Consider the following 18,557-nt stretch of genomic DNA (forward strand, 5'->3'; position numbering starts at 1 on the left):
ATAAAGGGGCTACAGCATCGGCCCGAAAATCGACAATCGATTTCGGACAGCACGATGCGGAGATTCAAAAGGTTGGAGCGCCCCTGGTGCGTCCTGTCGGACGCACGGCGCTCCAAGCAAACAACCACTTGTGCCGTCAGGAAGGTCCGCTCATGTCCCGCATGCTGAACGCCGGTATCGCCCTCGCCATCGCGGCCGGTTCGGCCATGGCGACGCCTGCTCTCGCCGATCCCGACAAGGCGTTCTTCCGCCAGGTCGTCGGCCAGTGGTCCGGACCGGGCGAAATCGTCGCGGGCAAGTACAAGGGCACCAAGTTCGTCTGCGACTTCGCCGGCACCGAGCATCCCACGGATACCGGCGTGGCCCTCGACGGCTCCTGCCGCGTCGGCCTGTTCTCCCAGCCCATGCACGCCGAGGTGCGGCGCGCCGGCACCAGCTATCGCGGCGCCTTCCAGGACGGCGCCAAGGGCAAGGGCCTCGACATCGTCTCCGGCAATGTCGACCGGGACCGCATCATCGTCGGCCTCGACCGCAAGCAGCTCAAGGGCGCCATGATCGCCCGCCTGGCCGACGAACAGACCCTGGCGATCACCGTCTCGGTCACCGTCGCCTCGGAACTCGTGCCCGTCATCGGCATGAACCTCAAGCGCACCGGCGGCACCCGCCAGAGTGCCCTGACGAAGTAAGGCTGCAGCCGGCTAAGGCCGTCCCCACCGTCAGCGTTCGCGCCACCATTGCCCGTCTGCGCTGGCCGGGGTGATCCCCTCGGGGTCGGCGGCCGCGATCCAGTCGGCCACGCTCCGGCCGTCGAACGTCAGTTCCGGCGCGATGTCGCCCAACGGCACCAGCACGAAGGCCCGCTCTGTCACCCGCGGATGCGGCAGGGTCAGCGTTTCGTCCGCATGGGGCATGCCCGCATAGTCGAGGACGTCGAGGTCCAGCGTGCGCGGCCCCCAGCGCTCGCGGCGCTCGCGCTTGAAGGCGCGTTCCGTGGCAAGGCAGAGCGCCAGCAGCTCGGGCGGCGACAAGGTCGTGTCGACGGCGGCGCAGGCATTGACGAAGTCGGGCTGGTCGGTCTTGCCCCAGGGCGGCGTGCGATAGAGCCGCGAGACCGCCGCCACCGCCGTGTCGTCGCGCGCATCGATGCGGCGCAGCGCCGCCGCCATGTTCGCGGCCGGATCGCCGATATTGCCGCCGAGTCCCAGATACGCGCGTGCCCTCACCAGCGCTCGCCCCGCATGGCGCGGAACATGGCATCCGCCACCCGCAGCGCGTCGCGATTGGCCGGCACGTTGTGGACGCGGAAGATGTCGGCGCCGCGCTCGCGCATCAGCGCGCTGGTGGCGGCGCTCGCAATGTCGGGTTCGGGATCCTCGCGCCCCACCGCGCCGCGCACGAAGCGCTTGCGCGAGGTGCCGACGAGCAGCGGATGGCCGAGCGCCTGGAGTTCGTCCAGCCGGACCAGCAGGATGAGGTTCTGCGGCCCGTCCTTGGCGAAGCCGAAGCCCGGGTCGACGACGATCGCCTCCGGCGCCACGCCCGCCCCGCGCGCGATGTCCAGCGAGCGATTCAGGAACAGGAACTGGTCGGCGATCATGTCGTCGAGGACGTCGCGCTCGCGGCCATTGTGCATCAGGCAGAGCCCGGCCCCGGTCTCGGCCGCCACCGCCGCGATGCCCTGGTCCTTCTGTGCGCCCCAGATGTCGTTGACGATGTGGGCGCCCGCTTCGATCGCCATGCGCGCCGTCTGCGACCGGTAGGTGTCGACCGAGATCAGGCAGTCGGACCGTGCCGCCAGCGCCGTGATGACCGGCAGGATGCGCCGCTGCTCCTCGGCGGCGTCGACCGGGATCGCGCCGGGCCGGGTCGATTCGCCGCCGATGTCGACGATCGTTGCGCCGGCCTCGACCATCCGCAGCGATTCTGCCACGGCGGCCTCGACGCTGGCATAGCGTCCGCCATCGGAGAAACTGTCCGGTGTCGCGTTGAGGATGCCCATGATGCAGGCCGGCCCGTTCAGGTCGATGCTGCGGCCATGGGCCACGCGCCAGGTCCCGCCGCGCGGTTCGATCAGCTTCATCGCGTGTCACCTTCGGAGCAATCCATCGGGTTCTGGTAGCGCGCACCCCGGTCGCGTGCAATCGCGCGGCGGCCCAACGGCCAAGGGGTTTGCCGCCTTGGCCGTCGAAGCCGTGCGGCGACCACCGCACGTCGCCGATTCTGCCGGCCGCGCACTGGCCCGCCGCGCCCTGTGCGCTAGTCTGTGGGGGCTCAGACCCTCCCGCCAGTTCCGAGAAGATCGCCGATGCACCTCAAGTCTGTCCACCAATGGGTTATCCAGCGGATCGAGATCACCACGCTCATCAGCGCCCTTGTCGCCGCCGCTGCAGTCTGGGGGTTCGTCTCGCTCGCCGGCGAGGTGGTGGAAGGCGACACCAAGGGCCTCGACACCGATATCCTGCTGTGGTTTCGCAGCGCCACTGACCCCCAGGATCCGCTCGGCCCCGGCTGGATCGAGGAGTTCGGCCGCGACATGACGGCGCTAGGCGGCACCGGCGTTCTGGTCATGCTGACCGTGTTCGCCGGCGGCTTCCTCTGGATGCAGGGCAAGCGCCGCTCGATGGTGATGATCTTCGCCGCAGTGGGCGGCGGCTTCGCGATGAGCCAGCTGCTGAAATTCGGCTTCGACCGGCCGCGTCCCGACCTCGTGCCCCATGGCTCCATCGTCTACACCGCCAGCTTTCCCAGCGGCCACACGATGATGTCGGCGGTCACCTATCTGACCCTGGCGATCCTGGTCGCCCGCGTCCAGACGCGCCAGCGCGTGCGTGTCTACCTGATTGCGGTGGCGTGCTTCCTCACGGTGCTGGTCGGCGTCAGCCGGGTCTATCTCGGTGTCCACTGGCCGACCGACGTTCTGGCCGGCTGGACCGCCGGCGCCGCCTGGGCCGTCGGCTGGTGGATGCTCGCGCGCTGGCTGGAAGGACGCGGCGCCGTCGAGCCGCAGGCCCAGTCGATCGCCGACGGGCGCGATTCTGCCGACGTCGCCGGACGCATGACCGAGACGCCCGGCGCCCGGCCGTCCTGACGGCGCATGCGGGATGTTTTCATGCGTCCCTCATGCGCCTTTCGTCGCGCTTGAACGCCCGCAACCCGTTGATTCGCCCGGTCATGTTGTGGATCCTGCCCCGAAATCGACGCATTCGGCTTGCGGTCGCGCCACTGCTATGGAAATGATCATGCCTTCGCGTGCGGCGTTCCTGACGCTGCCGCATGCGGCACACCGGCATCCCAGAAGCACCGGAAAACGGGCGGGCAATGGAATATTTTCTTCAGCAGCTGATCAACGGTATCACCCTCGGCTCGATCTACGGGCTGATCGCCATCGGTTACACGATGGTCTACGGGATCATCGGCATGATCAATTTCGCCCATGGCGAGATTTTCATGATCGGGTCGTTCGTCTCGCTCACGGTCTTCCTGGCGCTTGCCGCCCTCGGCATCACCTTCCTGCCGCTGGTGCTGCTGATCATGGTTCTGGTGGCCATGCTCTGCACCTCCCTCTGGGGCTGGACCGTCGAGCGCGTCGCCTACCGGCCGCTGCGCGGCTCGTTCCGCCTGGCACCGCTGATCACCGCGATCGGCATGTCGATCTTCCTGCAGAACTTCGTGCAGGTCACCCAGGGTGCCCGCGTCAAGCCGCTGCCGCCGCAGATCCAGGGCGGTATCACGCTGATGGATTCCCCGTCCGGCATCGTCGTGCAGTTCAGCTACATGCAGATGATCATCATCGGCATGACCATCGTGCTGATGGCCGGCTTCTCCCTGCTGATCTCGCGCACCTCGCTCGGTCGCCAGCAGCGCGCCTGCGAGCAGGACCGCAAGATGGCATCGCTGCTGGGCGTCAATGTCGACCGCACGATCTCGCTGACCTTCGTCCTCGGCGCCTCCCTCGCGGCGGTCGCCGGCATGATGTACCTGCTCTATTACGGCGTCATCGACTTCTATATCGGCTTCATTGCCGGGGTGAAGGCGTTCACCGCGGCGGTTCTGGGCGGCATCGGCTCGTTGCCGGGCGCCATGCTGGGGGGCCTTGCCATCGGCCTGATCGAGACCTTCTGGTCAGGTTACTTCTCGGTCGAGTACAAAGACGTGGCCGCCTTCTCCATCCTCGCGATCGTCCTGATCTTCATGCCCTCCGGCCTGCTCGGCCGGCCTGAAGTCGAGAAGGTCTGATCCGGATGGCGAGCACGACATCTCCCGCCGCCTCGAACCGTCCCGAGGGTGCGGAAATCCTCTCCGAGGAGCGCCGCGCCGCCGCAGGCGGCGAGCCGCCCTTCTCCGAGGCGCCGCCCCAGGACAGCCGTCTCGTCGGCTCCCTCAAGGAGGCGGCGATCACTGCGGCACTCATCGCGGTCATCACGCTCTTCTTCCTCGCCTTCCGCTCCGACATCGCGTCGGGTGGGCTTGCCCTGACGCTCCGGCCGGACCTCTGGTTTGTCTGGGTGGCGATCGCCTTCGGCGTGCGGTTCCTCCTGTCCTATTTCGTCTTCCGGACGGACCAGCCGATCACCGGGTTCATCAAGCGCACCTTCGCGCCCAGTGCCCGGGGCCTGCCGATCGGCAAGGTCGTCGGCATTCTCCTGCTGCTGGTCGCCCTGACCCTGCCCTATCTCCTGGCGACCCTGGTGCCGAGCCAGAACCGCTACCTCCTCGATCTGGCGATCCTGATCCTCACCTATGTGATGCTGGGCTGGGGACTGAACATCGTCGTCGGCCTCGCCGGCCTCCTCGATCTCGGCTACGTCGCCTTCTACGCGGTCGGCGCCTATTCCTTCGCGCTGCTGTCGTCGAATTTCGGCCTCGGTTTCTGGGTCTGCCTGCCCATGGCCGGCCTGTTCGCGGCGCTGTGGGGCATCATGCTGGGCTTCCCGGTGCTGCGCCTGCGCGGTGACTATCTGGCGATCGTCACGCTCGCTTTCGGCGAGATCATCCGCATCGTGCTTCTCAACTGGTACGAGTTCACGGGCGGCCCGAACGGCCTGCTCGGTATCCCCAAGCCAACGCTCTTCGGACTGGAATTCAATCGCGGCGACAATTCCTTCGCCGAGTATTTCGGCCTCGAATACGACACGGTGCAGCGCTTCGTGTTCCTGTACTACATCATCCTGGCGCTCGCGCTTCTGACCAACTTCGTCACGCTGCGGCTGCGCAAGCTGCCGGTAGGACGGGCCTGGGAAGCCCTGCGCGAGGACGAGATCGCCTGCCGCTCGCTGGGCATCAACACCACCAACGTCAAGCTGACGGCGTTCGCCACCGGTGCCATGTTCGGCGGCTTCGCCGGCGCCTTCTTCGCCACCCGCCAGGGCTTCATCTCGCCGGAGAGCTTCACCTTCATCGAATCGGCGATCATCCTGGCGATCGTGGTGCTGGGCGGCCTCGGCTCGCAGCTCGGCGTCGTCATCGCCTCGGTGGTGATGATTGGAGGTATCGAGCTCCTGCGGAACCTCACCATCCTCGAAGCGGTGTTCGGCCAGGGCTTCGACCCGACCCAGTACCGCATGCTGATCTTCGGCCTCGCCATGGTCGCGATCATGGTTTGGAAGCCTCGCGGCCTGATCTCGTCGCGCACGCCGTCCGATATCTACAAGGAGAAGAAGAAGATCGGCGCCGATCAGGTCTCCCAGGGCGAGGGCCACTGATGTCGAACAATCCTGAAAGATGGCTGCAAGATCCGGTCCTGACGGTCGAGCACCTGACAATGCGCTTCGGTGGACTGACCGCCGTGGACGACCTGTCCTTCAGCGTCGGGCGCGGTGACATCACCGCCCTGATCGGGCCCAACGGTGCGGGCAAGACGACGGTCTTCAACTGCGTCACCGGCTTCTACAAGCCGACCGAGGGCCGCATCGCCATGCGCCGGGGCCGCAATGTCCCCGACGCCAAGATCGCCGCGCTGACCCGCAGCGGCAACCAGTACGACGAGGACGACGAGCACGCCGTCTTCCTCCTGGAGCGGATGGCTGACTTCCGGATCACCGAAGTCGCCGGCGTCGCCCGCACCTTCCAGAACATCCGCCTGTTCGGCGGCATGTCGGTGCTGGAAAACCTCCTGGTCGCTCAGCACAACAAGCTGATGAAGGCCTCCGGCATGACCATTGGCGGCCTGTTCGGCCTGCCCGGCTACCGGAAGGCGGCAGCCGACGCCAAGCGCAAGGCGATCGAGTGGCTAGAGCATACGCGCCTCCTCGACCGTGCCGACGATCCGGCCTCCGACCTGCCCTATGGCGCCCAACGCCGGCTGGAGATCGCCCGCGCCATGTGCACGGACCCGGCCCTTCTGTGCCTCGACGAGCCGGCCGCCGGCCTCAACCCGCGGGAATCGGCGGAGCTCAATACGCTGCTGCGCTACATCCGCGACGAGCACGACGTCTCCGTGCTTCTGATCGAGCACGACATGGGCGTGGTGATGGAGATTTCCGACCACATCATCGTCCTCGACTACGGCAAGAAGATCTCCGACGGCTCGGCCGCCCAGGTCCGCGACGATCCCAAGGTCATCGCCGCCTATCTCGGCGTCGACGACGAGGAGGTGGAAGCGGTCGAGGAGGATCTCGGCGTCAGGAAGGCCGGCGCATCGACGCACGCGGCCGACGGCAGGCAGGGAGACACGGCATGAGCGCGGTCGCGCCGACGCCCACGGGGGAGCCGATGCTGGCCGTCCGCGGCGTGCATACGTTCTACGGCAAGATCCAGGCGCTGCGGGGCGTCGATGTCGACGTCTTCCCCGGCGAGATCGTCACGATGATCGGCGCCAACGGCGCCGGCAAGTCGACGCTGATGATGACCATCTGCGGCAATCCGCAGGCCAGCGAGGGGCAGATCGTCTATCGCGGCGAGGACATCACCCACATGCCGACCCACGACATCATGTCCCGGTCGATCGCCCAGTCGCCCGAAGGGCGGCGGGTCTTCGGCCGCATGACGGTGATGGAGAACCTCCAGATGGGCGCCATCATGGAGGACGAGAAATATTTCGACGACGACCTGCGCAAGGTCTTCGAGCTGTTCCCGCGCCTGAAGGAACGCCGCGGCCAGCGCGGCGGCACCCTGTCGGGCGGCGAACAGCAGATGCTGGCCATCGGCCGGGCGCTGATGAGCCGGCCGAAGCTCCTGCTCCTGGACGAGCCGTCCCTCGGCCTCGCCCCGCTGATCGTCAAGCAGATCTTCGACGTCATCCGCGATCTCAACGCCAATGAGGGCCTGACCGTCTTCCTCGTCGAGCAGAACGCCTTCCACGCCCTGCGCCTGGCCCATCGCGGCTATGTCATGGTCAACGGCTCGGTCACCATGTCGGGCACCGGCCGGGAGTTGCTCGCCCGCGAGGAAGTGCGCAGCGCCTATCTGGAAGGGGGAGCCCACTGATGGAATCCGAAATGGGGATGCTCTGGGAAGTCGCCCTGCCCGAATTCCTGCTCGTCACCGTCGTGCTCGGCGGCGGCGGCGCCTGGATGATCGGCCGCTCGACGGCGCTGACCTGGAACGGCTGGGGGCTGATGGCCTTCTACGTTCTGCTTCTGAACATCGCCGTGCGCTTCATTCATTTCAGCCTGTTCGACGGCTCCTTCTTTATCCCGCCCGCAACGTTCGGCACGGCAATCTACTACGGCCTGATCGATTTCGTCGTATTGTTCGCCCTTGCCGCTGCAGGCCGCAGCTATGTCCGCAGCCGCCAGATGTCTCGGCAGTACGGTATATTGCACGACAACCATGGCTAATTCTGCCGCGTGAATGGGCGCCGGTGAAAAACTGTGCCGGGGCTATTCCAACGAAGACGAATCCGGTCTTAAATCCCCCTCGGTAGAGGACGGTCAACACCGCCTCGTGGCCCATCGGCCGCCAGAATCAACAGGAAGGTTCCCATGAAGAAAGCACTCCTAGCCGGCGCAGCGCTCAATCTGGTCTTTGCAGGCGCAGCGTTCGCCGACATCACGATCGGGGTTGCCGGTCCCATGACCGGCCAGTACGCGAGCTTCGGCGAGCAGTTGCGCACGGGCGCCGAGCAGGCTGTCGCCGACATCAACGCCGCCGGCGGCGTGAACGGCGAAATGCTGCAGCTGTCGGTCGGCGACGATGCCTGCGATCCCAAGCAGGCGGTTGCCGTTGCCAACCAGTTCGCCTCGCAGGGCGTCCCCTTCGTCGCGGGCCATTTCTGCTCGGGCTCCTCGATCCCGGCCAGCCAGGTCTATGCCGACGAGCAGATCGTCCAGATCTCGCCCGCCTCGACCAACCCGGACTTCACCGACAAGCGCCCCGGCGATGGCGTGTTCCGCGTCTGCGGCCGTGACGACCAGCAGGGCGAAGTGGCCGGCAACTACATTTCGGACAACTTCCCGGACGCCAAGGTCGCGATCATCAACGACAAGACCGCCTACGGCAAGGGTCTCGCCGACCAGACCCAGAAGTACTACGAGGAAGCGTCCGGCAAACAGCCGGCCCTCGTCGAGGCCTACACGGCTGGTGAAAAGGACTACACCGCCCTCGTCACCAAGATGAAGGAAGCCGAGATCGACCTGCTCTACATCGGCGGCTACCACACCGAAGCCGGCCTGATGGCGCGCCAGCTGCGCGAGCAGGGCATGGACACCGTGCTGATGTCGGGCGACGCGCTCGTCGCCGAGGAATACTGGGCGATCACCGGCGACGCCGGCCAGGGCACGCTCATGACCTTCTCGCCGGACCCGCGCAAGAACGAGGCTGCCGCCCCGGTCGTTGCCGAGTTGGAGAAAGCCGGCAAGACCGCCGAGGGCTATGTCCTCTACACCTACGCCGCGATCCAGGCCTGGGCCGATGCCGTCAACAAGGCCGGCTCGACCGATTTTGACCCGGTCGTCACCGCTCTCAATGACGGCGACTTCTCCACGGTCATCGGCGACCTGACCTTCGACGACAAGGGTGATGTCACCCTGCCGGGCTACGTCGTCTACGAGTGGAAGGACGGCCAGTACGACTACGTCAATGTCGCGGAGAACACTGACATGACGAAGCCGGGCGGCGACGCACTGAAGCCGAGCGAAGGCGTGGACACCAAAGAGACCAAAAGCAACTGATCATCGCGGCTGGCTCTCATGCCGGCCGGTTGTCAGAACGAAAGGCCCCGGCGCTGCGCGCCGGGGCCTTTTCATTATCTGTTGCCCTGAGCCTCTGGGCGAATGAGGATGTCAGCCGAGGAGCCGTTGGCGTGCCCAGGCGCAGAAGGACCCTACTCAGCGCCTAACGATTCGTCGGTCCGTTCAGCGGACCGGCTCGGCCGCGTCCCCGCTCACTCCTGCCCGTGCTTGAACACCGCGCTGCGCTTCTCGCGGAAGGCGGACATGCCCTCCTTCTGATCGGAGCCGGCGAACAGTGCGTGGAAGGTGCGGCGCTCGTGCAGCAGCCCCTCGCGCAGGCCCACCTCGAAGGAACGGTTGGTCGCCTCCTTGGCAGTAATCGTCGCCGGCTTGGAGAACTCCGCGATGGTGCGCGCCGCCGACATCGCTTCCTCCATCAGCGAGGCGGCCGGCACCAGCCGCGACACCAGGCCCATCCGCTCGGCTTCCTGTGCGTCGACCATCCGGCCGGTCAGGATCATGTCCATGGCCTTGTACTTGCCGACCGCGCGGGTCAGGCGCTGCGAGCCCCCCATGCCCGGAATGACGCCGAGCTTGATCTCCGGCTGGCCGAACCTGGCCGTGTCGGCGGCGATGATCAGGTCGCACATCATCGCCAGTTCGCAGCCGCCGCCCAGCGCGAAGCCGGACACCGCCGCGATCATCGGCGTGCGAACCCGCTCCAGCATCTCCCAGTCGGAGAACCAGTCGGCCAGGAGCATCTCCATCACCGTCCGGTCTTCCATCTCCTTGATGTCGGCGCCGGCGGCAAAGGCCTTTTCCGAGCCGGTGATCAGGATCGCCCCGACGCCCGGATCACGGTCGAGTTCGCCGGTCAGCCGGACGATCTCACGCATCACCTCGGCGTTCAGCGCGTTGAGGGCCTTCGGCCGGTTGAGGGTGAGGATCGCCACGCGCCCCTCCCGGCTGGTGAGTACGACCTTGTCTTCGCTCATCTGTCCTCCTCTTGCGGGCCCATGCCTGCTTTCGGTCCGTCGACATGCCACGTGACGGCGAACGAGCCCTCCTCCGCGGAAGCCCCCGCCACCGCCGCCGCGGTCATTTCGGTGCCATGCGGATCGCGCCGTCCAGGCGGATCGTCTCGCCGTTCAGCATCGCGTTCTCGGCGATGTGGATGACCAGCCGGGCATATTCCTCGGCGGTTCCGAGGCGGGAGGGGAACGGCACCGCCGCCGCCAGCGAGGCCTGCACCTCTTCGGGCATGCCGGCCAGCATCGGCGTCTCGAAGATGCCCGGCGCGATGGTCATCACCCGGATGCCGGTCTGTGCCAGATCGCGGGCCATCGGCAGCGTCATGCCGGCGATCGCCGCCTTGGAGGCCGAATAGGCGAGCTGGCCGATCTGGCCGTCGAACGCCGCGACCGACGAGGTCGAGACGATGAGGCCGCGCTCGCCGTCGGCGTTCAGGGTCTCGCCTTCCGACATCAGCTGCGCGACCTGCGACGACATGTTGAAGGATCCGACCAGATTGACCGCGATCACCTTCTGGAAGAGCGCCGGATCATGGGGCTCGCCCCGCGAGATGGTCTTGCGCCCGGCCACGATGCCCGCGCAATTGACGAGGATGCGCGGCGTGCCGATGGCCGCCACCGCGGTCGCCAGCGCCTGCCGCACCGATTCGGGATCGGAGACGTCGCAGCGCGCGAAGACGCCGCCGATCTCGTCCGCGACCGCCCGGCCGGCCTCCTCGTTGAGGTCGAGCACCGCGACCTTCACGCCCCGGGCCGCCAGCGCGCGGGCCGTGCCCCGTCCCAGTCCCGAACCCGCGCCGGTCACGATCGCCGGTGTCGTCGTTCCGATATCCAAGCATTCCTCCATGCGTTGCAGGGGTGCAGGCCGCCACGCGCGGCCCCTCTCCCGTCAGATGTGACACAGGCGTAGACCCGCGCGCCGTTCGGCGAAAGCCGGAAACGACGTCCGGCGCCGAACTTCCTGCCCCGACTTCCCCGAAGCCGCGCCACGTCGTATGCACGGCAAACGATCTGCCACAGGAGTTCCCCATGACCCGCACCGTCTACGTCAATGGAGCCTACGTCCCCGAGGATCAGGCGACCATCTCGGTCTTCGACCGCGGCTTCCTGTTCGCGGACGGCGTCTACGAGGTCACGACGGTGCTGTCGGGCAAGCTCGTCGATTTCGTCCCACACATGGCGCGGCTGGCACGCTCGCTCGGCGAACTCGACCTGCCGTCGCCGGCGGGCGAGGAGGAATTGCTGGCCATCCATCGCGAACTCGTCGCCCGCAACGATCTCGACGAGGGGCTGATCTACATGCAGGTGACGCGCGGCGCCGCCGATCGCGACTTCCTGTTCCCGCCCAAGGACACAGCCCCGTCCCTCGTCCTGTTCACCCAGGCGATGCCCCTGCGCGACAGGCCGGCGGCGCGCACCGGCATTCGCGTCGCCTCCGTGCCAGACCTGCGCTGGGCCCGGCGCGACATCAAGACGGTGCAGCTCCTCTATCCCTCCATGGCCAAGATGGAGGCCAAGGCCAGGGGCGCCGACGACGCCTGGCTGGTCGAGGACGGCATCGTCACCGAGGGCTCGTCCAACAACGCCCACATAGTCACCGCCGACGGCACGCTGGTCACCCGCAACCTCTCGCATGCGATCCTTCACGGCATCACCCGCGCCGCCGTGCTGAAGCTGGCGCGGGACGACGGCGTCGCGGTCGAGGAGCGCAGCTTCACCCTCGAGGAAGCCAAGCGCGCCAGCGAGGCCTTCGTCACCTCCGCCTCGACCTTCGTCATGCCGGTCGTGGAGATCGACGGCCAGCCCGTCGGAACCGGGGAACCCGGACCGATCGCCCAGCGCCTGCGCGAAATCTACCTCGCCGAAGCCGACCGAACGGCCATCTGAGGCCGGCCGAAACCGCAACGGTGAAAGCGTCCCGTCGGAGGCTTGGCGCTCTGATCGAGTGCACAGCTTTCGTTTCTTGCGCTTGGGTTTCGGTTTGACCATGATCCTCCCGACCGGGAGGAGGAAGACCATGCTGTCAGACCGGCAGATTCAGATACTCGAAAGCGCCAAGCGCGCCGGCCGCGTCTCGGTCGAGGAGCTGGCCGCGCGCTACGACGTGTCGGTCCAGACGATCCGCAAGGATCTGAACGATCTCTGCGACCAGCGGCTCCTGGCCCGCGTCCACGGCGGCGCGGTCCTCTCCTCAGGCGTCGAGAATGTCGACTACGACGCCCGCCGCACCATCGCGGCGGACGAGAAGGGCGCTATCGGCCGCGCCGTCGCCGACCTGGTGCCCGACCGCGCGTCGCTCTTCATCAATATCGGCACCACCACCGAGGCCGTCGCCCGCGCGCTGCTGCGCCACGCCGGGCTGATGGTCATCACCAACAACATCAACGTGGCCACCGTCATGCGGCCCTATCCGGAGATCGAGGTGGTCATCGCCGGCGGCGTGGTGCGCCGTTCCGACGGCGGCATCGTCGGTGAGGCGGCCGTCGACTTCATCCGGCAGTTCCGCGTCGACTTCGCCATCATCGGCGTGTCGGCGATCGATCCCGACGGCTCGCTGCTCGACTTCGACTATCGCGAGGTGCGCGTCGCCCAGGCGATCATCTCCAATGCGCGCCACGTCATCCTGGCCGCCGATTCCTCCAAGTTCGAGCGCAGCGCGCCGGTACGCATCGGCCATCTGGAGCAGGTCCACACCTTCGTCACCGACGTCGCAACGCCGGCGATCCGGGAGATCTGCCGGGACCGGGAGGTGCGGTTGATCGAGACTGCACGCCACGAGACCCTGCAGCCCAGCGCCGCGGAATGAATTTCGTTTGACTTTCGGTTTGGTTTCGTAATAGCCTTGTCATGTTCGCAATCGCAACCTCGAATGTTGCGGTGCGAAGCCTGGGGAGGCTCTGCTGGACTACGACGTCTTCATCATAGGTGGCGGAATCAACGGCTGCGGCATCGCCCGCGATGCCGTCGGTCGCGGCTACCGGGTCGGGCTTGCCGAGATGAACGACCTGGCCTCCGGCACATCCTCGTGGTCGACCAAGCTGGTGCATGGCGGCCTGCGCTATCTCGAACACTACGAATTCAGCCTCGTGCGGCACGCGCTGATGGAGCGCGAGGTGCTCTGGTCGATCGCGCCCCACATCATCCGGCCGCTGCGCTTCGTCCTGCCCCACCATGACGGCCTGCGTCCGGCCTGGCTGCTGCGCCTCGGCCTGTTTCTCTACGACCATATCGGCGGACGCCGGAAGCTGAAGGCGACGACCACGGTCGATCTCGACGGCCCGCTCGGCGCCCCGCTGAAGGACTCGTTCCGCAAGGGCTTCGAATATTCCGACGCCCGCGTCGACGATGCCCGCCTCGTTGTCCTCAACGCCCGCGACGCGGCGGCGCGCGGCGCCGACATCATGGTCCGCACCCGGGTGACCGAGGCGCGGCGCGAGGATGGCGGCTGGGTGATCGCCCTGCGTGACCAGGAGACCGGCGCGGTGCGCCAGGTGACGGCGCGCTTCCTGGTCAATGTCGGCGGCCCTTGGGTCGACGCCATCATCCAGAACACCATGGGCCGCAACGGCGCCCACCACATCCGCCTCGTCCAGGGCTCGCACATCGTCACGCGCAAGCTCTACGAGCATGACCGCGCCTACATCTTCCAGAACGCCGACGGGCGGATCATCTTCACCATCCCCTACGAGGACAACTACACCCTCGTCGGCACCACCGACCGGGATTACGAGGGCGATCCGTCCGGCGTGACGATCAGTCAGAGCGAGATCGACTATCTTCTGTCGGCCGCCAGCGAGTATTTCGCCCGGCCGGTGGTCGCAGACGACATCGTCTGGACCTTTTCCGGCGTCCGCCCGCTCTTCGACGACGGCGCCTCCAAGGCGCAGGAAGCAACCCGCGACTACGTGCTGAAGGTCGAGGGGGACGGCGACGCGGCGCCCGTCCTCAACTGCTTCGGCGGCAAGATCACCACTTACCGCGTCCTGTCCGAGGAAGTGCTGGGCAAGATCGCCCACCATCTCGGGGCCAGGGGAACGAGCTGGACCGGCAAGCAGCCGCTGCCGGGCGGCGACTTCGCGGTGGACGGCGTCGACGCGCTGGAGGAAGCGCTGCGGCAGGGTGCGCCGGAACTCGACGATGCGACCGTTCGAAGGCTGGTCCGCTCCTACGGCACCGACGCGGCGAAATTCGCCAGGGGCGGGGCGCTGGGCCGCGATTTCGGGCACGGCCTTTACCAGGCGGAGATCGACTGGCTGACCCGGGAGGAATGGGCGCGCACGGCAGAGGACATCCTGTGGCGCCGCACCAAGCTGGGGCTGCGCTTCTCGCCCGACGAGACGAGCGCGCTGGCGCAATATGTGACGCAGCGACAGAATGAACGGAGGACGGCCGCCGAATAGATCCGGCAGGTCTGGGAGGACACATTGCTCGAATTGCAGAACGTCAGCCGCAGCGTCGGCGGCGAAAAGCACATCATCGACGTCTCGCTGACCCTCGACCGCGGCTCGCTCAACGTGCTGCTCGGGCCGACGCTGGCTGGCAAGACCAGCCTGATGCGCCTGATGGCAGGGCTCGACGCCCCGACATCCGGCCGCATCGTCATGGACGGCAGGGACGTGACCGGCGTGCCCGTGCGCAAGCGCAACGTGGCGATGGTCTACCAGCAATTCATCAACTACCCGACCCTGACGGTCTACGAGAACATCGCCTCGCCGATGCGCATTGCCCGCAAGTCGGCGGCCGAGATCGACGCCGCCGTCCAGAAGGCCGCGGCGCTGATGAAGCTGACCGACTTTCTCGACCGCACGCCGCTCAACCTGTCCGGCGGCCAGCAGCAGCGCACCGCCCTCGCCCGCGCGCTGGTCAAGAATGCCGAACTGGTGCTGCTCGACGAGCCGCTGGCCAATCTCGACTACAAGCTGCGCGAGGAACTGCGCGAGGAACTGCCGAAGATCTTCGCCGAGACTGGCGCGATCTTCGTCTATGCCACCACCGAGCCGCACGAGGCGCTGCTCCTGGGTGGGCGCACGGCCACCCTGTCCAAGGGCCGCGTGACCCAGTTCGGCGAGACGCCCGACGTCTATCGCCGGCCGCACGACCTCCTGACGGCGCGCACCTTCTCTGACCCGCCGCTCAACGTCATGGGTTTTTCCAAGTCGGGCAACCGCTTCACCTCGGACAATGGTGTCGCCTTCGATGCTGCGCCGGCCCAGGCCGACCTGCCCGACGGTCGCTATCTAGGCGGCATCCGGCCGCATCACCTGACCATCGAAACCGGCACGGCCACCGGCGGCACCGGCTTTGCGGCGGTCATCAGCCTGACCGAGGTCACCGGGTCGGAAACCTACATCCACGCCGATGTCGGCGACGACCGGATCATCGCCCTCGTCCACGGGGTGCGCCGCCACGAGACCGGCGAGGCTATCCGCCTGTCATTCGATCCCGCCCGCCTCCTCGTCTTCGACGAGACCGGCCACGCCGTCGCGGCGCCCGCGCGACAGACGGCCTGAGGAGAACGCCATGGCCCGCATCCGCCTCGATCACATCCGCCACGCCTATTCGCCCGCCTTGGCGGCGGCCGACACCTACGCCCTGCGCGAAGTGCACCACACCTTCGACGACGGCGGCGCCTATGCGCTGCTCGGCCCCTCCGGGTGCGGGAAGACGACACTCCTCAACATTATCTCCGGCCTGCTGACGCCCTCGGAAGGCAGCGTCCTGTTCGGCGATCAGGACGTGACCATGCTGACGCCGGAGGCGCGCAACATCGCCCAGGTGTTCCAGTTTCCGGTCATCTACGACACCATGACGGTGCGCGAGAACCTCGCCTTCCCGCTGAAGAACCGCAAGGTGCCGGCCGCCGAGATCCGGACCCGCGTCCAGGACATGATCGGCCGCATCGGGCTCGAGGCCAAGGCCGACCGCAAGGCGCGCGGCCTGACCGCCGACGAGAAGCAGAAGATCTCCCTCGGCCGCGGCCTCGTGCGTTCCGACGTCAACGCCATCCTCTTCGACGAGCCGCTGACCGTCATCGACCCGCACATGAAGTGGCAGCTGCGCTCCGAGCTGAAGCAGCTCCACCGCGAATTCGCGATGACCATGATCTACGTGACCCACGACCAGACCGAGGCGCTGACCTTCGCCGACAAGGTCATGGTCATGTATGAGGGCGAGGTCGTCCAGATCGGCACGCCCGAAGAGCTGTTCGAGCGGCCCCAGCATACCTTCGTCGGCTATTTCATCGGCTCGCCGGGCATGAACGTCCTGCCCTGCCGGATCGACGGCGGCGACGCGATGGTCGCCGACATGCGGATCGCCCTGCCGGGCGGACGCGCCGCCTATGCCTCCGGCGCGCGGACCGAGCTCGGCATCCGGCCAGAATTCGTCACCATCGTCAGCCGCGGCGACAGCGACGCGGTGCCGGTGACCATCGACAAGGTCGAGGATATCGGCTCGGAGCGCATCGTGCGGGCGCGGCTCGGCGACCATCCGCTCAGCGCGATCGTGCGCGAGGGCGTGGCCATCCCCACAGACGCCGCCATGCGCTTCGCGCCCGACGCGCTCAATCTCTATGCCGATTCCCGGCTGGTCGCACGGGTCTAGGGAGGACGCACATGGACAAGACCTGGAACAACAAAGCCTGGTTCATGGTCACGCCGGTGCTGGTGCTGGTCGCCTTCTCCGCCGTGATCCCGCTGATGACCGTGGTCAATTACGCGGTCCAGGACACCTTCGGGAACAACCAGTTCTTCTGGTACGGCACCGACTGGTTCGAGGAGGTGCTCACCTCCGCGCGCTTCCACGACGCGCTGATGCGCAACCTGGTGTTCTCGGCCATCATCCTCACCATCGAGGTGCCCCTGGGCATCCTCGTCGCGCTGGCCATGCCCCGCAAGGGCATCTGGGTGCCCGTGTGCCTCGTCCTGATGGCGCTGCCGCTGCTGATCCCCTGGAACGTCGTCGGCACGATCTGGCAGGTCTTCGCACGCACCGACATCGGCCTGTTCGGCTACACGCTCGATGCGATCGGCCTCGACTACAATTACGTCCAGGACTCGTTCGATGCCTGGGTCACCGTCATCATCATGGATGTCTGGCACTGGACAAGCCTCGTCGTCCTGCTCTGTTACGCCGGCCTCGTCTCGATCCCGGACGCCTACTACCAGGCCGCCAAGATCGACGGCGCGTCGCGCTGGGCGGTGTTCCGCTACATCCAGCTGCCCAAGATGGGGCGCGTGCTGCTGATCGCCGTGCTGCTGCGCTTCATGGACTCGTTCATGATCTACACCGAGCCCTTCGTGGTGACCGGCGGCGGTCCGGGCAACGCCACCACCTTCCTGTCGATCGATCTGGTGAAGCTTGCCCTCGGCCAGTTCAATCTCGGCGAGGCGGCGGCGATGTCGCTGATCTACTTCCTGATCATCCTGGCCCTGTCGTGGGTGTTCTACACCATCATGACCAATGTCGGCACCGAGCGGCCGATGAAGGGAGGCGACCATGACTGACGCAACCGCCAGCCAGCGCGCGGTCGAGGCCCCGGGCGCCGGCGCCGTGCCGCCGACGGGCCGCTCCGAGACCGCGATCGCCCGGCGTGCCCGCCGGAAATCCGGCGGCTTCCGCTGGAAGGCGCTGATCCCGATCCTCTACATCGTCTTCCTGCTCCTGCCGATCTACTGGTTGGTCAACATGAGCTTCAAGACCAACCAGGAGATCCTCAGCGGGCTGACGCTGTTCCCCGACAACCCGACCCTGCGCAACTACGCCGTGATCCTGACCGATCCGTCCTGGTACAACGGCTACATCAACTCGATCATCTATGTCGTTCTGAACATGGTGATCTCGGTGTCCGTTGCGCTGCCGGCAGCCTATGCCTTCTCGCGCTTCCGCTTCCTGGGTGACAAGCACCTGTTCTTCTGGCTCTTGACCAACCGCATGGCGCCGCCGGCGGTGTTCGCCCTGCCCTTCTTCCAGCTCTATTCGGCCTTCGGCCTGATCGACACGCATATCGCCGTGGCGCTCGCCCACTGCCTGTTCAACGTCCCGCTGGCGGTGTGGATCCTGGAAGGCTTCATGTCCGGCGTGCCCAAGGAGATCGACGAGACGGCCTATATCGACGGCTATTCGTTCCCGCGCTTCTTCTTTAAGATCTTCACGCCGCTGATCGCCAGCGGCATCGGGGTCGCGGCGTTCTTCTGCTTCATGTTCTCCTGGGTCGAACTGCTGATCGCCCGAACCCTCACCGTGACCGACGCCAAGCCGATCTCGGCGATCATGACGCGCACGGTCTCGGCCTCCGGCCTCGACTGGGGCGTCCTGGCCGCCGCCGGCGCCCTGACCATCATTCCCGGCGCGATCGTGATCTGGTTCGTGCGCAACTACATCGCCAAGGGCTTCGCCCTGGGGAGGGTGTGATGCG

At 66.8% G+C, this 18,557-nt stretch carries 19 protein-coding genes; 15 read left to right on the top strand and 4 right to left on the bottom strand.

Annotation, left to right across the window (positions count from 1 at the left end):
- The first annotated feature begins 161 nt into the window (after positions 1-161).
- Positions 162-686: a hypothetical protein gene (locus tag VQ042_RS04475; RefSeq protein WP_331816106.1), complete on the top strand. Its 525-nt coding sequence runs from the start codon at positions 162-164 to the stop codon at positions 684-686.
- A 30-nt stretch (positions 687-716) separates the two neighbouring features.
- Here the strand turns inward: VQ042_RS04475 and folK are convergent, their stop codons facing one another.
- Positions 717-1,223: a 2-amino-4-hydroxy-6-hydroxymethyldihydropteridine diphosphokinase gene (gene folK / locus VQ042_RS04480; RefSeq protein WP_331816000.1), complete on the bottom strand. Its 507-nt coding sequence runs from the start codon at positions 1,221-1,223 to the stop codon at positions 717-719.
- Positions 1,220-2,080 (bottom strand): dihydropteroate synthase, encoded by an 861-nt coding sequence (gene folP, locus VQ042_RS04485; RefSeq protein WP_331816002.1) that lies wholly within the window; start codon positions 2,078-2,080, stop codon positions 1,220-1,222. The genes folK and folP overlap by 4 nt, the downstream gene beginning before the upstream one ends.
- A gap of 225 nt (positions 2,081-2,305) precedes the next feature.
- On the opposite strand from folP, the gene VQ042_RS04490 reads away from it, so the two are divergent.
- From VQ042_RS04490 to VQ042_RS04520, 7 genes are all read left to right on the top strand, one after another.
- Positions 2,306-3,088 (top strand): phosphatase PAP2 family protein, encoded by a 783-nt coding sequence (locus tag VQ042_RS04490; RefSeq protein ID WP_331816003.1) that lies wholly within the window; start codon positions 2,306-2,308, stop codon positions 3,086-3,088.
- 230 nt (positions 3,089-3,318) lie between these two features.
- On the top strand, positions 3,319-4,236 hold the full coding sequence (locus VQ042_RS04495; RefSeq protein ID WP_331816004.1) for an ABC transporter permease subunit: 918 nt from the start codon (positions 3,319-3,321) through the stop codon (positions 4,234-4,236).
- 5 nt (positions 4,237-4,241) lie between these two features.
- Positions 4,242-5,702 carry a high-affinity branched-chain amino acid ABC transporter permease LivM gene (gene livM / locus VQ042_RS04500; protein WP_331816005.1) on the top strand — a complete coding sequence of 487 codons (1,461 nt, stop codon included), beginning with the start codon at positions 4,242-4,244 and terminating at the stop codon, positions 5,700-5,702.
- Positions 5,702-6,679 carry an ABC transporter ATP-binding protein gene (locus tag VQ042_RS04505; RefSeq protein WP_331816007.1) on the top strand — a complete coding sequence of 326 codons (978 nt, stop codon included), beginning with the start codon at positions 5,702-5,704 and terminating at the stop codon, positions 6,677-6,679. The genes livM and VQ042_RS04505 overlap by 1 nt, the downstream gene beginning before the upstream one ends.
- Entirely contained in the window at positions 6,676-7,425 is a 750-nt protein-coding gene (locus tag VQ042_RS04510; protein ID WP_331816009.1) for an ABC transporter ATP-binding protein, read from the top strand. The genes VQ042_RS04505 and VQ042_RS04510 overlap by 4 nt, the downstream gene beginning before the upstream one ends.
- The gene (locus tag VQ042_RS04515) at positions 7,425-7,778 is read left to right on the top strand and encodes a DUF6867 family protein (protein WP_331816011.1); all 354 of its coding nucleotides are present in this window, start codon (positions 7,425-7,427) and stop codon (positions 7,776-7,778) included. The genes VQ042_RS04510 and VQ042_RS04515 overlap by 1 nt, the downstream gene beginning before the upstream one ends.
- A 144-nt stretch (positions 7,779-7,922) precedes the next feature.
- Entirely contained in the window at positions 7,923-9,110 is a 1,188-nt protein-coding gene (locus VQ042_RS04520) for a branched-chain amino acid ABC transporter substrate-binding protein (protein ID WP_331816012.1), read from the top strand.
- A gap of 212 nt (positions 9,111-9,322) precedes the next feature.
- Here VQ042_RS04520 and VQ042_RS04525 read toward each other — a convergent pair whose 3' ends face one another.
- Both VQ042_RS04525 and VQ042_RS04530 read right to left on the bottom strand, forming a co-directional pair.
- On the bottom strand, positions 9,323-10,105 hold the full coding sequence (locus VQ042_RS04525; protein WP_331816013.1) for an enoyl-CoA hydratase: 783 nt from the start codon (positions 10,103-10,105) through the stop codon (positions 9,323-9,325).
- Positions 10,106-10,208: 103 nt separating this feature from the next.
- Positions 10,209-10,988 carry an SDR family NAD(P)-dependent oxidoreductase gene (locus tag VQ042_RS04530; RefSeq protein WP_331816015.1) on the bottom strand — a complete coding sequence of 260 codons (780 nt, stop codon included), beginning with the start codon at positions 10,986-10,988 and terminating at the stop codon, positions 10,209-10,211.
- Positions 10,989-11,170: 182 nt separating this feature from the next.
- Between VQ042_RS04530 and VQ042_RS04535 the strand changes: the two genes are divergently transcribed.
- The 7 genes from VQ042_RS04535 (at position 11,171) to VQ042_RS04565 (ending at position 18,553) form a co-directional block, all read left to right on the top strand.
- The gene (locus VQ042_RS04535; RefSeq protein WP_331816017.1) at positions 11,171-12,028 is read left to right on the top strand and encodes a D-amino-acid transaminase; all 858 of its coding nucleotides are present in this window, start codon (positions 11,171-11,173) and stop codon (positions 12,026-12,028) included.
- A gap of 130 nt (positions 12,029-12,158) precedes the next feature.
- Positions 12,159-12,947: a DeoR/GlpR family DNA-binding transcription regulator gene (locus VQ042_RS04540; RefSeq protein WP_331816019.1), complete on the top strand. Its 789-nt coding sequence runs from the start codon at positions 12,159-12,161 to the stop codon at positions 12,945-12,947.
- 91 nt (positions 12,948-13,038) lie between these two features.
- The gene (gene glpD / locus VQ042_RS04545; protein WP_331816108.1) at positions 13,039-14,541 is read left to right on the top strand and encodes a glycerol-3-phosphate dehydrogenase; all 1,503 of its coding nucleotides are present in this window, start codon (positions 13,039-13,041) and stop codon (positions 14,539-14,541) included.
- Between the two features lie 24 nt (positions 14,542-14,565).
- Positions 14,566-15,651: an ABC transporter ATP-binding protein gene (locus VQ042_RS04550; RefSeq protein WP_331816021.1), complete on the top strand. Its 1,086-nt coding sequence runs from the start codon at positions 14,566-14,568 to the stop codon at positions 15,649-15,651.
- 10 nt (positions 15,652-15,661) lie between these two features.
- Entirely contained in the window at positions 15,662-16,744 is a 1,083-nt protein-coding gene (locus VQ042_RS04555; protein WP_331816023.1) for an ABC transporter ATP-binding protein, read from the top strand.
- A gap of 11 nt (positions 16,745-16,755) precedes the next feature.
- Positions 16,756-17,646 carry a carbohydrate ABC transporter permease gene (locus VQ042_RS04560; protein ID WP_331816025.1) on the top strand — a complete coding sequence of 297 codons (891 nt, stop codon included), beginning with the start codon at positions 16,756-16,758 and terminating at the stop codon, positions 17,644-17,646.
- Positions 17,639-18,553, top strand: a complete 915-nt coding sequence (locus tag VQ042_RS04565) for a carbohydrate ABC transporter permease (RefSeq protein ID WP_331816027.1) — start codon at positions 17,639-17,641, stop codon at positions 18,551-18,553. Before VQ042_RS04560 ends, VQ042_RS04565 begins: the two co-directional genes overlap by 8 nt.
- The last annotated feature ends 4 nt before the right edge of the window (positions 18,554-18,557 follow it).

The sequence above is a fragment of the Aurantimonas sp. A2-1-M11 genome (assembly GCF_036549475.1).
Lineage (GTDB): Bacteria > Pseudomonadota > Alphaproteobacteria > Rhizobiales > Rhizobiaceae > Aurantimonas.

Coding starts and splice junctions, on each gene's coding strand:
- VQ042_RS04475 (WP_331816106.1), top strand. CDS start 162: ATGCTGAACGCCGGTATCGCCCTCGCCATCGCGGCCGGTTCGGCCATG.
- folP (WP_331816002.1), bottom strand. CDS start 2,080: ATGAAGCTGATCGAACCGCGCGGCGGGACCTGGCGCGTGGCCCATGGC.
- VQ042_RS04490 (WP_331816003.1), top strand. CDS start 2,306: ATGCACCTCAAGTCTGTCCACCAATGGGTTATCCAGCGGATCGAGATC.
- VQ042_RS04495 (WP_331816004.1), top strand. CDS start 3,319: ATGGAATATTTTCTTCAGCAGCTGATCAACGGTATCACCCTCGGCTCG.
- livM (WP_331816005.1), top strand. CDS start 4,242: ATGGCGAGCACGACATCTCCCGCCGCCTCGAACCGTCCCGAGGGTGCG.
- VQ042_RS04505 (WP_331816007.1), top strand. CDS start 5,702: ATGTCGAACAATCCTGAAAGATGGCTGCAAGATCCGGTCCTGACGGTC.
- VQ042_RS04510 (WP_331816009.1), top strand. CDS start 6,676: ATGAGCGCGGTCGCGCCGACGCCCACGGGGGAGCCGATGCTGGCCGTC.
- VQ042_RS04515 (WP_331816011.1), top strand. CDS start 7,425: ATGGAATCCGAAATGGGGATGCTCTGGGAAGTCGCCCTGCCCGAATTC.
- VQ042_RS04520 (WP_331816012.1), top strand. CDS start 7,923: ATGAAGAAAGCACTCCTAGCCGGCGCAGCGCTCAATCTGGTCTTTGCA.
- VQ042_RS04525 (WP_331816013.1), bottom strand. CDS start 10,105: ATGAGCGAAGACAAGGTCGTACTCACCAGCCGGGAGGGGCGCGTGGCG.
- VQ042_RS04530 (WP_331816015.1), bottom strand. CDS start 10,988: ATGGAGGAATGCTTGGATATCGGAACGACGACACCGGCGATCGTGACC.
- VQ042_RS04535 (WP_331816017.1), top strand. CDS start 11,171: ATGACCCGCACCGTCTACGTCAATGGAGCCTACGTCCCCGAGGATCAG.
- VQ042_RS04540 (WP_331816019.1), top strand. CDS start 12,159: ATGCTGTCAGACCGGCAGATTCAGATACTCGAAAGCGCCAAGCGCGCC.
- VQ042_RS04555 (WP_331816023.1), top strand. CDS start 15,662: ATGGCCCGCATCCGCCTCGATCACATCCGCCACGCCTATTCGCCCGCC.
- VQ042_RS04560 (WP_331816025.1), top strand. CDS start 16,756: ATGGACAAGACCTGGAACAACAAAGCCTGGTTCATGGTCACGCCGGTG.
- VQ042_RS04565 (WP_331816027.1), top strand. CDS start 17,639: ATGACTGACGCAACCGCCAGCCAGCGCGCGGTCGAGGCCCCGGGCGCC.